The 16,047-nt window shown below is 38.1% G+C and carries 17 protein-coding genes; 5 read left to right on the top strand and 12 right to left on the bottom strand.

What is annotated here, in order from left to right:
* Positions 1-11: 11 nt before the first annotated feature.
* Positions 12-1,019, top strand: coding sequence for a Holliday junction branch migration DNA helicase RuvB (ruvB, locus tag ACUXZ4_RS08150; protein WP_464972711.1), 1,008 nt, complete (start codon positions 12-14; stop codon positions 1,017-1,019).
* Positions 1,020-1,077: 58 nt separating this feature from the next.
* Here ruvB and apbC read toward each other — a convergent pair whose 3' ends face one another.
* On the bottom strand, positions 1,078-2,190 hold the full coding sequence (gene apbC / locus ACUXZ4_RS08145) for an iron-sulfur cluster carrier protein ApbC (protein WP_464972710.1): 1,113 nt from the start codon (positions 2,188-2,190) through the stop codon (positions 1,078-1,080).
* Positions 2,191-2,431: 241 nt separating this feature from the next.
* Here apbC and metG point away from each other — a divergent pair, with 241 nt between their 5' ends.
* Positions 2,432-4,477 (top strand): methionine--tRNA ligase, encoded by a 2,046-nt coding sequence (gene metG, locus ACUXZ4_RS08140; RefSeq protein ID WP_464972709.1) that lies wholly within the window; start codon positions 2,432-2,434, stop codon positions 4,475-4,477.
* A gap of 74 nt (positions 4,478-4,551) precedes the next feature.
* Here metG and ACUXZ4_RS08135 read toward each other — a convergent pair whose 3' ends face one another.
* Positions 4,552-5,598, bottom strand: a complete 1,047-nt coding sequence (locus ACUXZ4_RS08135; RefSeq protein ID WP_464972708.1) for an extracellular solute-binding protein — start codon at positions 5,596-5,598, stop codon at positions 4,552-4,554.
* Between the two features lie 261 nt (positions 5,599-5,859).
* Here ACUXZ4_RS08135 and deoD point away from each other — a divergent pair, with 261 nt between their 5' ends.
* Positions 5,860-6,570, top strand: coding sequence for a purine-nucleoside phosphorylase (gene deoD / locus ACUXZ4_RS08130; protein WP_464972707.1), 711 nt, complete (start codon positions 5,860-5,862; stop codon positions 6,568-6,570).
* Between the two features lie 42 nt (positions 6,571-6,612).
* Here the strand turns inward: deoD and ACUXZ4_RS08125 are convergent, their stop codons facing one another.
* Positions 6,613-6,948: a zinc ribbon domain-containing protein YjdM gene (locus ACUXZ4_RS08125; RefSeq protein WP_464972706.1), complete on the bottom strand. Its 336-nt coding sequence runs from the start codon at positions 6,946-6,948 to the stop codon at positions 6,613-6,615.
* Positions 6,949-7,089: 141 nt separating this feature from the next.
* Here ACUXZ4_RS08125 and ACUXZ4_RS08120 point away from each other — a divergent pair, with 141 nt between their 5' ends.
* Positions 7,090-7,650 carry a YtfJ family protein gene (locus ACUXZ4_RS08120; protein ID WP_464972705.1) on the top strand — a complete coding sequence of 187 codons (561 nt, stop codon included), beginning with the start codon at positions 7,090-7,092 and terminating at the stop codon, positions 7,648-7,650.
* A gap of 58 nt (positions 7,651-7,708) precedes the next feature.
* Here ACUXZ4_RS08120 and ACUXZ4_RS08115 read toward each other — a convergent pair whose 3' ends face one another.
* Positions 7,709-8,437, bottom strand: a complete 729-nt coding sequence (locus ACUXZ4_RS08115; RefSeq protein WP_464972704.1) for a nitroreductase family protein — start codon at positions 8,435-8,437, stop codon at positions 7,709-7,711.
* Positions 8,438-8,530: 93 nt separating this feature from the next.
* Positions 8,531-9,832, bottom strand: a complete 1,302-nt coding sequence (locus ACUXZ4_RS08110) for a nucleobase:cation symporter-2 family protein (RefSeq protein WP_464972703.1) — start codon at positions 9,830-9,832, stop codon at positions 8,531-8,533.
* Between the two features lie 233 nt (positions 9,833-10,065).
* Between ACUXZ4_RS08110 and ACUXZ4_RS08105 the strand changes: the two genes are divergently transcribed.
* Positions 10,066-10,653, top strand: coding sequence for a hypothetical protein (locus ACUXZ4_RS08105; RefSeq protein WP_464972702.1), 588 nt, complete (start codon positions 10,066-10,068; stop codon positions 10,651-10,653).
* Between the two features lie 142 nt (positions 10,654-10,795).
* Here ACUXZ4_RS08105 and ACUXZ4_RS08100 read toward each other — a convergent pair whose 3' ends face one another.
* From ACUXZ4_RS08100 to artP, 7 genes are all read right to left on the bottom strand, one after another.
* Positions 10,796-11,227 carry a methyltransferase family protein gene (locus tag ACUXZ4_RS08100; protein ID WP_464972701.1) on the bottom strand — a complete coding sequence of 144 codons (432 nt, stop codon included), beginning with the start codon at positions 11,225-11,227 and terminating at the stop codon, positions 10,796-10,798.
* Positions 11,228-11,281: 54 nt separating this feature from the next.
* Positions 11,282-12,373: a redox-regulated ATPase YchF gene (gene ychF, locus ACUXZ4_RS08095; RefSeq protein ID WP_464972700.1), complete on the bottom strand. Its 1,092-nt coding sequence runs from the start codon at positions 12,371-12,373 to the stop codon at positions 11,282-11,284.
* 24 nt (positions 12,374-12,397) lie between these two features.
* On the bottom strand, positions 12,398-12,982 hold the full coding sequence (pth, locus tag ACUXZ4_RS08090) for an aminoacyl-tRNA hydrolase (protein ID WP_464972699.1): 585 nt from the start codon (positions 12,980-12,982) through the stop codon (positions 12,398-12,400).
* Positions 12,983-13,105: 123 nt separating this feature from the next.
* The gene (gene artM / locus ACUXZ4_RS08085; RefSeq protein ID WP_464972698.1) at positions 13,106-13,792 is read right to left on the bottom strand and encodes an arginine ABC transporter permease ArtM; all 687 of its coding nucleotides are present in this window, start codon (positions 13,790-13,792) and stop codon (positions 13,106-13,108) included.
* Positions 13,792-14,463, bottom strand: coding sequence for an arginine ABC transporter permease ArtQ (artQ, locus tag ACUXZ4_RS08080; RefSeq protein WP_464972697.1), 672 nt, complete (start codon positions 14,461-14,463; stop codon positions 13,792-13,794). Before artQ ends, artM begins: the two co-directional genes overlap by 1 nt.
* A 3-nt stretch (positions 14,464-14,466) precedes the next feature.
* Positions 14,467-15,189: an arginine ABC transporter substrate-binding protein gene (locus ACUXZ4_RS08075; RefSeq protein ID WP_464972696.1), complete on the bottom strand. Its 723-nt coding sequence runs from the start codon at positions 15,187-15,189 to the stop codon at positions 14,467-14,469.
* A gap of 11 nt (positions 15,190-15,200) precedes the next feature.
* Positions 15,201-15,935: an arginine ABC transporter ATP-binding protein ArtP gene (gene artP, locus ACUXZ4_RS08070; RefSeq protein WP_464972695.1), complete on the bottom strand. Its 735-nt coding sequence runs from the start codon at positions 15,933-15,935 to the stop codon at positions 15,201-15,203.
* Between the last annotated feature and the right edge of the window lie 112 nt (positions 15,936-16,047).

The following is a 16,047-nucleotide window of genomic DNA, read 5'->3' as shown; positions in this document are numbered from 1 at the left end:
GGAATAAACCAATGATAGAAGCAGATAGAATTATTAGTGCCAGTGCGAAATTGGATGATGAATATGTGGATCGCGCCATTCGTCCGAAATTATTGGCGGATTATGTGGGGCAACCACAAGTGCGATCACAAATGGAGATTTTTATTCAAGCAGCCAAATTGCGCCAAGATGCTTTGGATCATTTATTGATTTTTGGCCCCCCAGGTTTAGGAAAAACTACTTTAGCGAATATCGTAGCAAATGAAATGGGCGTTAATATTCGGACAACTTCGGGGCCTGTGTTGGAAAAAGCAGGGGATTTAGCGGCAATGCTAACTAACCTTGAACCACATGATGTACTGTTTATTGATGAAATTCATCGATTATCGCCGGCCATTGAAGAAGTGCTTTATCCCGCAATGGAAGATTACCAGCTAGATATTATGATTGGGGAAGGTCCAGCTGCGCGTTCGATTAAATTGGATTTACCACCTTTCACCTTAATTGGTGCAACCACAAGAGCAGGGTCTTTGACCTCACCTTTGCGTGATCGTTTTGGTATTGTGCAACGGCTTGAATTTTATTCTGTGGAGGATTTAACATCCATTGTTTCCCGTAGTGCAGCTTGTTTAAATCTTGATATTGCCGATGAAGCGTCTTATGAAATTGCCCGTCGTTCACGTGGAACACCTCGTATTGCTAATCGTTTATTACGTCGAGTTCGTGACTATGCGGATGTGCGCAATGGCGGATTGATTTCCGAAGATATTGCCAAAGCAGCATTGCAAATGCTGGATGTGGATGATGCAGGGTTTGATTATTTAGATCGTAAATTATTAAGCGCGGTTATTGAACGTTTTGATGGTGGACCGGTTGGATTAGATAACCTTGCCGCCGCAATTGGTGAAGAGCGAGATACCATTGAGGATGTGTTAGAACCTTATTTAATCCAACAAGGCTTTTTACAGCGTACACCAAGAGGGCGTATTGCTACTTCAAGAACCTATCGCCACTTTGGATTAGAAAAATTAACAGAATAAGAAAGGGAGGATTTTATTCCTCCCTTTGCATAAAAGTGCGGTGAATTTTTTCTATGTTTTAATTCACTTCTTTAAACATGATTTCGCCTGGAATGACGGAACCTTGCCAATATAATTCGCTCGATACTTTTTCTGCTAATTGCAGATAAGCTTGTTTAATTTCTAAGTTTGAATTTGAAATTACGGTTGGTGTGCCTTTGTCTAAATCTTCGCGTAGGCAAATATGCAACGGTAATTGACCTAAAACCTGAGCACCATATTTTTCTGCAATTTTATTTGCGCCACCTGTACCAAAAATCGCTTCATGATGACCGCAGTTTGCACAAATGTGCATAGACATATTTTCAATAATACCTAGCACTGGTACTGAAACCTTATTGAACATCGAAATCCCTTTTACCGCATCAAGTAAGGCAATATCTTGTGGTGTAGTAACAACCACAGCACCTGTTACAGGAATCTGTTGAGAAAGTGTAAGTTGAATATCGCCTGTACCTGGTGGCATATCAATCACTAAATAATCTAGTTCATTCCATAATGTTTCGTTCAGTAATTGGTTTAAAGCACTGCTTGCCATTGGTCCTCGCCAGATGGTTGCGTTATCTGCATCCATTAAGTAACCGATGGAATTTGTTGATAAACCATGAGCAATAATCGGATTAATATGTTGGTTATCTGGTGATGTTGGGCGTTGATCTGCTGCGCCCAACATATGTGGAATAGATGGACCATAAATATCAGCATCTAAAATACCCACTTTAGCACCCTGTGCTTGTAAGGCTAATGCAAGATTAACTGTTGTAGTTGATTTACCCACACCACCTTTACCTGAAGTGACGGCAATAATATTTTTCACTCCTTTTACAGCTGGGTGATTATTAGCACGTTTTAAGGTGGCAATTTGGTAATTCATTATCCATTTAATCTGTTTGACTTCTGCTGCTGCGAGAATTTGCTCTGTCACTGCATGTTGTAATTCAATGAATGCTGTATTCCAAGCAAATGGCATTTGCATTTCAATGCGTAGAGTATCGCCACCTTTTTCAATTTTTTTCACCGCACTTAAGGCAATTAAATCTTTTTGTAGGCTGCTGTGGGTGAAAGATTGGAAGATTTGAATAAGCTGAGCTTGTTGCTCATTGGTTAAATTGTTAGAAAATTGAGTAGCCATAGTACATCCTATGTGAATAAATGGTAATTTAAAATTTTCGTTTATTAAAGCACGATCCCATTTTTCTGTTAAGCGAAATATGGTTGAACTGGAAAAAATACCGCAACTCAGGTAAAATCAAGCCAATTTTACTGATTAACTCATCTTCAAAATTACTGATGAATTTACCGAATGTTGTTGATTATACGCCAGTTTTATTTTTTAGGCATTCGATAAATTAAGCAATTACAAGGAAAATAGAATGTCAAAGCAAAATCGTCAAATTTTGGTTACCTGTGCCTTACCTTATGCTAATGGCCCTATTCATTTAGGTCATATGCTTGAACATATTCAAGCGGATATTTGGGTGCGTTTTCAACGTATGCGCGGTAACGAAATTTATTTTGTTTGTGCCGATGATGCCCATGGTACACCGATTATGTTAAAAGCAGACCAAATGGGGATTACGCCTGAGCAATTAATTGCGGATGTGCAAAAAAGTCATTATGCTGATTTTTGTGGCTTTAATATTAGTTTTGATAATTACCATTCAACTCATAGCGAAGAAAATCGCGAATTATCAGAAATGGTATATAACCATTTGAAACAAAATGGTTTTGTTAAAAACCGTACTATTTCACAATTGTTTGATCCCGAAAAAGAAATGTTCTTGCCAGATCGCTTTGTAAAAGGCACCTGTCCAAAATGTAAAGCGGAAGATCAATATGGCGATAACTGTGAAGTTTGTTCTGCTACTTACAGCCCGACTGAACTCATTAATCCACGTTCCGTTGTATCTGGCGCGACGCCGATTGTAAAAGAAAGTGAACATTTCTTCTTCGACTTACCAAGTTTTGAAGCAATGTTAAAAGAATGGAATCGTTCAGGTGCATTACAAGCAGAAGTGGCAAATAAAATGCAAGAATGGTTTGATTCTGGGTTGCAGCAATGGGATATTTCACGTGATGCGCCTTATTTTGGTTTTAAAATCCCAAATACAGAAAATAAATATTTCTATGTATGGTTGGATGCGCCAATTGGCTATATGGCATCTTTCAAAAATTTATGTCAGCGTGAGAATATTGATTTTAACCATTTCTGGCATAAAGAAAGCAGCACAGAGCTTTATCATTTTATTGGTAAAGATATTATGTATTTCCACAGTTTATTCTGGCCAGCGATGCTAGATGGCGTGGGTTTACGTAAACCAACCAATATTTTTGTTCATGGCTATGTGACGGTTAATGGCGAAAAAATGTCAAAATCGCGTGGTACCTTTATTCAAGCTGCGACCTATTTGAAACATTTAGATCCGGAATATTTACGCTATTACTATGCGGCAAAATTAAGTAATCGTATTGATGATTTAGATTTAAATTTAGAAGATTTTGTGCAACGCGTGAATACGGATTTGGTCAATAAATTGGTGAATTTAGCTTCTCGTAACGCAGGTTTTATTCAAAAACGTTTTGAAGGTAAATTAGCAGATAAATTGGATGATCAAGCATTATTTGATGAATTTATTGCACAATCGGCACAAATCGCGACTTATTATGAAAATCGTGAATTTGGCAAAGCTGTACGTGAAATTATGGCATTAACTGATAAAGCCAATAAATATGTGGACGATAAAGCCCCTTGGGTGATGGCAAAACAAGAGGGTATGGACGCAGAATTACAAGCCGTTTGTTCGCAAGGTATCCAAATGTTCCGCGTATTAATGGGCTATTTGAAACCAGTGTTGCCACAATTAGCATCGCGTGCTGAAGCCTTTTTACAAACGGAATTAACTTGGGATAATTTATCTCAACCGTTATTAAGTCATCAAATTGCGCCATTTAAAGCCTTATTTAACCGTATTGATCCAAAACAAATTGAAGCAATGGTAGAAGCCTCTAAGGTGGAAAATGCGGCAACACAAGCACCAAAAACTGTGAAAAAAGACACCGCACTTTCAGCAGATTTTGAACCTGTTGAAGCGGAAATCAGCATTGATGACTTTGCTAAAATTGATTTACGTGTGGCAAAAGTGATCAGCTGTGAAGCAGTACCTGAGAGTAATAAATTACTGAAATTCCAATTGGATTTAGGTTTTGAAACTCGTCAAGTATTGTCTGGTATTAAAGCTGCTTATGATAAGCCAGAGGATCTTGTTGGTCGCCATGTAATTATGGTAGCAAATTTGGCTCCGCGTAAAATGAAGTTTGGGGTTTCTGAAGGTATGATTTTATCAGCAGGCACAGGTGGTGCGGATTTATTCTTACTTGATGTGGATAATGGTGCAAAAGCAGGTAGCCGAGTGAAGTAAAATAATAAATAAGTGAAATAAAGACAGTAAAAAAGGGAGGTATTGCCTCCCTTTTGTTTTATGCGCTTAAGCCATTATTTATTGACTTTTAATTGCTGATAATATTTTTCATATATTTCAGTGGCATCGCCCACATCTAACTGCCATTGGCTACGATCAAGCACATCTTGTGGTAAGAAAATGGCTTTATCTTCGGTCAGTTCTTTTGGTAAGCGTTCAGCTGCAACCTTGTTTGAGGTTGGATAACCAATATTTAAGGTTAATTTTTCTGCCACTTCTGCACTGAGTAAATAATTAATCAGTTTATGTGCATTTTCCACATTCTTCGCATTGGCTGGAATAGCGAGGTTATCAATCCAAAGCATAGTGCCTTCTTTTGGATAAACCATATCAATTTTTGCGCCTTCATTTTTCGCAATACGCACAGAGCCATTCCATAATAACCCAAGACTTGTTTCACCTGAAATAAAGGTGCTTGCAGGGTTGTCTGAGTTAAATGAAAGAATATTTGGGCTAAGTTTTAATAGCTCATCATAGGCTTGTTTGATGACCTCAGGATCCTGTGTATTTGGATCTTTGCCGATTTTTAATAAAGCAATATTAAATAATTCGCGAGGATCATCTAGCATTTGTAAGCTTGATTGAAACTCAGGTTTCCATAAATCAGCCCAAGATTGAAAATGCTCTGGATTTTGTGTTTCGGTATTGTAAGCAATACCAGTTGCACCAAATAATTGAGGCAAGGAATATTTATTGTTTGGATCGTATGGACGATTCAACATATTCGGATCTAACTCCGCAATCACAGGCAATTTACTGTGATCTAGAGGTTGTAACATGCCTTCTTTCACCATTTTAGACACAAAATAGCTTGTTGGTGCCACAACATCATAACCCACATTTTTACCTTGGGTTTTTATTTTGGCGACCATTGTCTCGTTGGATTCAAGACTTGAGGTAAACACCTTAATGCCTGTTTGCTCGGTAAATTTTTCCAATAAACCTTCAGGCACATATTCCGTCCAAGTATAAAGATACACTTCATTACTATCGGCATTTGCAACTTGGTTGACACCAAGGAACAGGATTCCAGCGCTTAATACGCCAGTCATTTTTTTCATAAAAAACACTCCCAAATTAAGAGTAAAAAATACGTTAGCCATTACGCTAACTCGACATCGCCGAATGGGTACGGACATTGCGGATTGTAGGATAGATAAATGTTAATGTAAATCAATAGTTACTGCCAAAAAGGAAAAAGTGCGGTATAATTTGGGCGATTTTTAGGAGTAGCACCACGACTTTGTTCGTGGTGTTGTTGTATTAGGCCAAGTTAAACGTTTGCTATTTTATAGCAACGACATTCAATAAGGATTTCATTTATGACACCACATATTAACGCACCTGCAGGAGCATTCGCCGACGTTGTTTTAATGCCCGGCGATCCACTTCGTGCGAAATACATTGCTGAAACATTTTTACAAGATGCCAAATTAGTCACTGATGTTCGCAATATGTTTGGTTACACAGGCACATATAAAGGGCGTAAAATTTCTGTTATGGGGCATGGCATGGGAATTCCATCTTGCTCCATTTATGCGAAAGAATTAATTACCGAATATGGCGTGAAGAAAATTATTCGCGTAGGTTCTTGCGGTGCTGTGCGCCATGATGTGAAAGTACGTGATGTAGTGATTGGTTTAGGTGCTTGTACTGATAGCAAAGTCAATCGTACGCGTTTTAAAGATAATGATTTTGCTGCTATTGCGGATTTTAAATTAACACAGAACGCAGTTCAAGCAGCGAAAAATAAAGGTGTTGCAGTTAAAGTCGGTAATCTCTTTTCTGCTGATTTATTTTATACACCAGATATGGAAATGTTTGATGTCATGGAAAAATACGGCATTCTTGGTGTGGAAATGGAAGCCGCGGGGATTTATGGTGTCGCGGCAGAATATGGTGCGCAAGCCTTAACCATTTGTACTGTATCAGATCATATTCGTACAGGAGAACAAACTTCTGCAGAAGAACGTCAATTAACTTTCAATGATATGATCGAAATTGCCTTAGAAAGTGTTTTATTAGGCGACTAAGTTAAAACAAAAACTGCGGTGAAATTAACCGCAGTTTTTTTGTTAAGCCTTCTTCAAAAATTCTGATTTCAAAGAAAAAGGTTGACCATCAATTTTACAATCTACATCATGATCACTATCAACTAAGCGAATATTTTTCGCTTTGGTGCCTTTTTTCAACACAATTGATGAGCCTTTCACTTTCAAATCTTTAATTAAAATAACATCATCGCCATCTTGTAGAATATTGCCATTACTGTCTTTCCAGACTTTTTCTGCATTTTCTTCTGCCATTTCTTCGCCTGACCATTCATGTCCGCAATCTGGGCAAACAAAATTAATGCTATCATGATAGACAAATTCGCCTTTACATTGAGGGCAATTTGGCATTTGTTCCATTTTTCCTTCCTTTAACTAATTGAAAACAGCGGAATTATAGCAAGAAAAGGCGTTTTGCTAAAGTAATTGCAACAGATCTGATTTGTGTGAAAGCATTATTTACGTAAAATAAAGAGATTTTATTTATTTAATGAGAAGATTATGAAAAAAACACAACTTATCTTAGCCCTGTCGGCTAGTTTATTTTCTACTTTTACCTTTGCTCACAATATTCAGGTGAATGCTTCGTTACCTGCAGTAAAAGTGGCTCAAGATGGCGAAATTAAAGTGAATGGGAAAGAAGTTCAATACCAACAATGGAACTCATCTCAATTAGTCGGCAAAGTACGCATTGTTCATCATTTTGCCGGAAGAACTGCAGCAAAAGAGAAAAATGAAGCCTTAATTTCTGCGATCAAACAAGCGAAATTTGATCGTAATAAATACCAAACCACTAGTATTATAAATGCAGATGATGCTGTTATTGCCACTGGTATGTTTGTGAAAAGCAGTGCAGAAGATGGAAAAAAATCAAATCCGCATAGCCAAGTGATTTTAGATCAAAAAAGTGCGGTGAAAAATGCATGGAAATTAAGAGAAAAAGACAGTGCAGTGATTGTGTTGGATAAATCAGGCAAGGTGCAGTTTGTCTCTGAAGGTAAATTGTCGAATGATATGATCAAAGAAGTGATTGAGTTAACCAATAAATTGATTGCTCAATAAGCGCGAAATAAGCATAAATAAAAGGCGTATTTTTGAAATACGCCTTTTTTGTCAGATTTTATTTTGAACGATAAACTTGCTCAAAAGGAACTCGATAGCGATCTCCCCAAATGCCATGATTAGCTTTACGAATACCACAGGGTAAAATCATATTAATTTCACAATCGTGCGGTAAATCTAATAGTTTTTTCACTCTTTTACTGTCGAATCCCTCCAATGGACAGGTATCATAACCTTGTTCTGCCATGGCGAGCATAAAGGTTTGCACCACCAATGCACAACTTTTATGTGTGACAGCTACGATATCCGATTCTGAAACTTCTGTACAAATTGGTCGTCGTAGACTAATAATCTTGGTTAATAATTTTCTGAACAAACCAAGTACACCAAAGCAACGAGTATAAACAAATGGCATTAATTTGCCATAATAGGCTTTTTTATCCTTGATACGTTTAGCTTGGCGCTCAGCTGAACTATGGCGTTTTACGTTTTCTATTTCAAATTGTAAGACTTGTTCAGCGCGTTGTTTATGTAAATCTTGTCGTGTGACAAATACCACCATTTGTTGTGCAGTTGTCGCCGCACGTTGATTTAAACAGGCTTCAGCAAGTTGGGCTAACAAAGTGCGGTCTAAAATATGATAGAATTCATACAGTTGCATATTCGAGCTGGTCGGTGCGAGGGTGGCGAGTTGTAAACAATGTTTCACTTTTTCTGCATCAATGGGTTGCTCTGCATCAAAATGACGTACCGCACGACGATATTGGAGTAGATCTGACAAAGACATGGCAATATTCCTTGTAACAAGGGGATAACTAATTTCGCATTATAAATTGGAAAGAAAAGAAAGGCACAATAATTGTGCCTTTTCTTGTGATTATTATTGTTCTTCTACTTTATCTTCAGGTAATACCAAGTTTAAGATTAATGCAAGTAATGAGCCTACTGTAATGCCTGAACCCAGCACCTCTTTGAAGAAGCCTGGTAGTTTGTCTAATAATTCAGGGCGGGTTGTTACAGCTAAGCCACAGCCAATAGAAATGGCAATAATCAAACCGTTACGACGACTACGTTGAATATTATCAAGCATTTGAATACCCGCAGCGATAATCATTGCGAACATCATTAAACCTGCACCACCTAATACAGGCAATGGAATGGACACGATCAATGCACCAAATACAGGGAATAGTCCAGCCAATACTAATAATGCGCCAGTCAGCGCGACAACATATCGACTTGCTACGCCTGTGAGTGAAATTACGCCGATATTTTGTGAGAAAGAAGAGAATGGGGTGGTTGACATGATAGCCGCAAGCGCAGAACCAAGCCCGTCACAAAGTACACCACCGCGCAAATGTTTACCTGTAATTTCCGTTTGTGTTGCATTGCCTAAAGCGAGGAAGTTACCACTTGATTCAACAATGGTCACTAAGTAAGCAATAGACATTCCAATAATGCCAGAAATCGGGAAAGCCAAACCAAAATGAAGTGGTTGTGGAACAGCGAAAACTTGCGCCTCTTTTACGCCATCAAAGCTGACCCAGCCTAAAGCAAGTGCGACAATATAGCCCGTCATCATACCGATAACAATGGCTGCAGCTGAGAAAATTCCTTTGCCCCATTGTACTAAGGCAACTACAATCACTAACACGAAGGTTGCCATCATTAAATTCTCAGGCGTAGCATAGTGTGCATCACCACGTTGACCACCAGCAAACCAGTCAACCGCAACAGGAATGAGGCTTAAACCGATCATCATTACCACAGTACCTGTGACAACAGGTGGAAATAGTTTGCGGATATAAGGCATAAAGAAGCTACCGATGATCATGACCAATGAACCGACTAATGAGGCACCAAGAATACCCGCCACGCCTGCATCACTAAAGCCAATAGCAAGTGCTGCTGCAACAAAAGTAAAACTGGTTCCCATCACGCTAGGTAAGCGAATACCAATAGGGCCAATGCCTCGGCATTGAATAATGGTTACAATCCCCGAAATGAGCAACGCGGCATTAACAAGGGTTATAGTGTCTTCTGTGGGTAATTTTAAAACATTACCAATCACCAGCGGAACAGCGATAATTCCACCAAGAGCAGCAAGCAAATGTTGTGCAGCAAGTAATAAACTGAGCATAAAAGGTGGTTTATCTTCCACCGAATAAAGTAATTTTTGCATAATGGTTCCTTAATGAAAAATAGGGACGAATTATACCGCAAACGTTTGCGTATTGTCATAAAAAAGTGCGGTGAAAATAATGTGAATTTTCCCATTTTGATATCTATGTATATAAAATGCGAATAAGGTCGCAAATTTAACATTTGGTCGTTTTTAGTGCTTATTAGTTATGTTATAAAGTCGATATTAATCTTTTCTACATGCCCTATATTTAGAAAACGTGAGGTGTTGTGATGAGTCATAATATTTGGGATAAGTTGAAACAGCATGTTTCAAAACATCCCTATTGCTATATTTTTCTTATGTCTCCATTCCTATTACTATTTCTTTGCTTTTATGATCTGTTTTTCGCTCGAATTATTACACCTTTCCGTTGTGATATGTGGAAAGGGAAAGAAGTAGAAGTTTTTTTAACGCCTGAAGAATGGCGAAAGTTATCGGGTGTTAGTGAATCTTTAAAAGATACTGAATGGATATACTATCCTACCCTTGAAGGAGAACCAGAAACGGATCCTTTTTTTATAAAAAATCAAGGATTATATCAACCAACAATGTCTTTTAATGGAAATAAACATGATTTAAGAACAGTTAATAGTAAATATCCTTACTTAAATATATATAAATATATATATCCAAGGACAATTTTTGGTCATAATACCTTTGTATTATACGATCAGAACCTTAAAAAGGTTATAGTGCAGTATCATTTAATTGCAGGGTATTTCCGAAACCCTCTTTCTGGATTAGCGGAAAGTTTTAAATGCAATGAAAATGATATGTCGGAAGGTTCTGATTTAATGGATAATTATTTAAATAACTAGCGAGGTTAAATGATGTCTAAAATAGATTATTTCCTCTTTTAAAAGAAGCCATCTTTTATCAACTCGTACTTTAATATTTTCAAGCGCTTAAATCTTTGTTCTGTTACTACATAATGTTACTAATTTCCACCGCGCTTTTGTTCTAAATCCAGCGTCTTACGGATTTTTTATATGCTAAGAATTGTTGCCCAAATTTTTCTGTTAGGATTTTTTCTTCGGGTTGAATTTGAAAATGGGTTAAATACAGCATAAAGAGCCAAATAACAAGGATACCTAAAGAGCGCTGCGACATAATGCTCCAAGCCATAAGCCAACAAACGAGACTTAAGTACATCGGATTGCGACTAAAACGATAAATGCCTTGTGTGACTAATACGCTTGTTTGCTCTAACTGTTTGGGATGAATGGTTGTTTTTGCTCGATAAAAGGCGTAAAGGCTGAGGAAAGCGATGATAAGTCCAATGATGAAGAAAATAACACTACACCACAAAGGAATAATTGCATGCTGAGGTAAGCAAACAATCATACCAAGCGCGATAAGAAATAATAACGGGGGAGGAATTTTTAGAGCCATAAATTCGCGTAAAAATAACCGCACTTTTAAAGTGCGGTTAAAATTTTAGACGTTTTATACATTGAAGCGGAAGTGCATCACATCGCCATCTTGTACGACATATTCCTTCCCTTCTAAACGCCATTTGCCTGCTTCTTTCGCGCCAGCTTCACCTTTGAATTGAATGAAATCATCGTAAGCGATCACTTCTGCACGAATAAAGCCTTTTTCAAAGTCAGTATGAATAACGGAAGCGGCTTTAGGGGCGGTTGCTCCGATAGATACGGTCCACGCACGCACTTCTTTTACGCCAGCGGTGAAATAGGTTTGTAAGTTGAGCAATTTGTAGCCTGCACGAATAACGCGGTTTAAACCGGGTTCTTCAATGCCAAGATCTTGTAAGAATTCCACTTTTTCTTCATCATCTAACTCTGCAATCTCAGATTCAATCGCTGCACAAACTGGCACAACAACTGCGCCTTCTTTTTCTGCAATTTCACGTACACGATCTAAGTATGGATTATTTTCAAAACCATCTTCGTTGACGTTTGCAATATACATGGTTGGTTTTAAGGTTAAGAAGTTATAGCCTTTGATTGCGTGTAATTCTTCTTTATCTAAATCAACTGAGCGAATCATGCCTGCATTTTCTAGTACAGGTAAGATTTTTTCCATAATAGAGAGTTCAAATTTTGCTTCTTTATCGCCACCTTTTGCACGTTTTTGTAAACGCTGAATCGCACGTTCACAACTTTCTAAGTCTGCAAGGGCTAACTCAGTATTGATGGTGTCAATGTCATCAGCAGGATCAATTTTACCCGCCACATGTACAATATCATCATTCTCAAAACAACGAACCACATGACCAATCGCATCCGTTTCACGAATATTGGCTAAGAATTTATTGCCTAAACCTTCGCCTTTGCTTGCTCCAGCTACTAAACCAGCAATATCCACAAATTCCATGGTAGTTGGTAACACGCGTTCTGGATTAACAATTGCTGCTAATGCATCAAGGCGAGGATCTGGCATTGGCACTACGCCTGTATTAGGTTCAATTGTACAGAACGGGTAGTTAGCTGCCTCGATTCCTGCTTTAGTTAGTGCATTGAAAAGGGTTGATTTTCCTACATTGGGTAAACCCACGATACCACATTTAAATCCCATAATTTTTCCTTATTAATTTATTCTTTATGCTTTAAACGCATTTAAACGGTTTGTTGCTTTGGTAATGCCTTCTTTGATTAATATTTCGACACAATCAGTGGCTTCATCTAACGCGCGGTCAATTAATTGCCAATCAGTTGGCGAAGGTTTGCCAAGTACATAAGCGGAAACAAGATTCTTATCACCAGGGTGACCAATGCCAACGCGTAAACGGTAGAAATTTTTATTATTGCCCAGTTGCGCAATGGTATCACGCAATCCATTGTGCCCACCATGTCCACCGCCTTGCTTAATTTTAGCAACACCGGGTGGCAGATCTAATTCATCATGAATGACTAAAATTTCTTCAGGTTTAATACGATAAAAATTCGCTAATGCAGAAATCGCTTTACCACTCAAATTCATAAAGGTGGTTGGAATTAGAAAGCGCATTTCTTGTCCATTAAGCATTGCTCTTGCGGTTTTTCCAGAAAATTTCGCTTCAGGGGTGAGCGTTAAGTTCAAGCGACGCGCTAGGCGTTCAATCAACCATTCGCCCGCATTGTGACGCGTATCTGCATATTTCTCGCCGGGGTTACCTAAACCGACAATTAATTTAATTTCAGACATATTGTTTCCTTCAATAAAGTCGGCAGATTATAGCTTAAAATCCGAATGGTTGCCACTTGCGATTGATCTGCACGCTGCTTTGGCTAAAAGTGCGGTGTAAAAAAAGCGAGATTTTACTCTCGCTTAGTTAGATTTGCTGACTTCTAATCGCTCGAAACGTAAAACATAGCGTTCTAATCGGCGTAAAAGAATGGTTGCAATGCCAGTGATAACTAAATAAATAAGACCGGCAATACCATAGATGGTAATAGCGTCATATTCGGTGCCATAAAGTTGTCTTGCATATCCCATGATATCCATAATTGTAATGGTGGAAGCGAGGGATGTCCCTTTAAACACCAAAATGATTTCATTGGTATAGGAAGGTAGTGCCCGTTTTAGTGCATAAGGAATGAGCAGTTTTAAGGTTTGCATGCGATTTAAACCTAATGCTGCGCAACTTTCCCATTGTCCTTTGGGAATGGCTTTCACTGCGCCATGGAATAATTGTGTTGAGTAAGCGGCACTATTTAACGCAAGGGCTAACATAGCACAGAACCAAGCGTTTGATAATAATGACCAAAGTGGGCTATTTGTGATCCAGCTGAATTGTCCGGGCCCTGCATAAATCAAGAAAAATTGCACTAACAGTGGCGTGCCAGTGAATAAAACTAAGTATAAATTCACCGCACTTTTTACCCATTTATTTTCCAACGAAAGTAAAAAAGTAAAAGCCAATGCTAAGACAAAAGCGATAGCCAGTGAAACAGCAGTGAGTGCTAAGCTAGTTGGAATACCTTGAGCGATGATAGAAAAATAGTCTTGAAACATTATTTAACTCCTCGTTCAAAGCGAGTAAAACGGTGCTCTAATTTACGAATAAATACTTGGCTGATTAATGTAATAGCTAAATAAATCATTGCCGCAAAACCATACCAAGTGAAAGGTTGGTGCGTATTTGTATTGATTAACTCGGCTTGACGCATTAAATCACTGACACCAATTAAGGAAACAAGGGCAGTATCTTTGAGTAGTACTAGCCATTGGTTTGTTAATCCTGGCAATGCGTGGCGCCAAACCTGTGGCATGATAATACGCAAAAAAGTATAGGGGCGGCTTAATCCTAAAGCGGCTGCACTTTCCCATTGGCCAAGAGGGATTGCTTGAATGGCTCCGCGCAATGATTGAGAGGCATAAGCTGCGAAAATAAGTGAGAGCGCGAGTACACCACAACTGAAAGCACTAAATTCAATATATTCACCAGTGAGTTTTTCCACTAATTCCGTTGATCCGAAATAAATCAGTAATACAACGATAATTTCTGGTAATCCTCTGAGCAGGCTAACAAAAATGGAAGTGGGTTTGCGCACACAAATGAGCTTGTTCATTTCGAGTGAAGTAAAAATTAACGAAAAGAACAAGCCAACAAGTAATGAACAAACCGCTAACCCTAAGGTCATTAGGGTAGCGGAATACATTAAGGGGAGATAATCAGAAAACATAGATTATTTTACAGTCATCCATTTGTCATAGATTTTTTGATATTCGCCATTGGCTTTAATGGCTTCTAAACCTTTGTTGAGATCTTCAATAAGTTCTTTATTTTTTAAGTGTGTTGCAATGCCTAAACCATTACCAAAATATTTTTGGTTAGTGACTTTATCGCCAACGAAAGCTAAGTTAGGCTCTTTGCTTAACATATCAGCTAATACCGCTGTGTCACCAAAAATTAAATCAATGCGTCCATTTTTTAAGTCTAAAATCGCGTCTTGTAATGAAGCATAAGATTTTGGTGCATATTGTTTGGTTTCAGCAACAACATATTGTTGGAATGTGGTACCGTTTTGTACACCGACATTTTTCGCACTATTTAAATCAAATTTATCTTTGATTGTGATAAAACTTGCAGAACTATCGTAGTAAGGCGCGCTAAAAGCGACTTGTTTCGCGCGAGATTCAGTAATATCAATCGCAGAAATGGAAGCATCAAAACGTTTTTGTTTTAAACCAGGAATTAATGCATCAAAGGCTTGGTTTTTGAAAGAACAGTTAGCTTGAATTTCTTTACAAATTGCGTTTGCAATATCCACATCAAAACCGATGATTTCGCCTTTTTCATTTGTTAATTCAAATGGCGGATAGCTTGGCTCCATTGCAAAGGTAATATCTTTAGCCTGTGCTGCGACGCTAGTAGCAGCGATAAGTGCGGTTAATAATAATTTTTTCATTATGTTGTGTCCTATTCTGAATGAGAAAGATATTGTTTAAATTGTTCAGTTTGTGGGTTTTCAAAACAACTTGCATCACCCATTTCAATAATGTGACCTTGCTCCATATAGACGACCTTATTGGCGACTTTGCGAGCAACGCCAACTTCATGAGTTACAATAACCTGTGTAATCCCTGTTTGTTGCAACTCTTGAATAATTGACACAATTTGTGCCGTAATTTCAGGATCTAATGCAGCAGTAGGTTCATCAAATAATAAAACCTGAGGTTTCATCATTAATGCTCTTGCTATGGCAACACGCTGTTGCTGACCACCTGAAAGCTGTAATGGAAAACGATCGGCGAATTCTTTTAAACGTAAGCGTTCAAGTAATTCTAGCGCTTGTTGTTTCGCTTCTTTTTCATCTAACCCAAGAATTTTTCTTGGTGCTTCAATCAGGTTTTCAATAACAGTTAAATGAGGCCACAAATTATATTGTTGGAACACCATGCCAACATTTTTACGTAGCTGTAAAATTTGCTTTGGATTGCTTTTTTGTGATAAATCAAAATGGGTGCCAGCAATATCTAATTGCCCTGATTGCGGCATTTCTAAAAGGTTAAATGTACGAATTAATGTACTTTTTCCCGCGCCACTTGGACCGAGCAATACAACGGTATCGCCATCTTCAAGTTGAAGATTGATATCAAATAAGGCTTGGTTTGTACCGTAGAAAAAATTAAGATGTTGAACACGAATAGTCATTGGAATGTTCGCTGAGTAATTTAAATTGAAAATATATTAATATTTTTTGCATAACTATGCAATATAAAAACAAATTCACGCATAAAAAATCCCTAGCGATGGGCTAGGGATC

Source organism: Reella acinonychis (assembly GCF_052828705.1).
The sequence above is the reverse complement of the archived record's forward strand: the minus strand, read 5'-3'. Positions and strand labels throughout refer to the sequence as shown.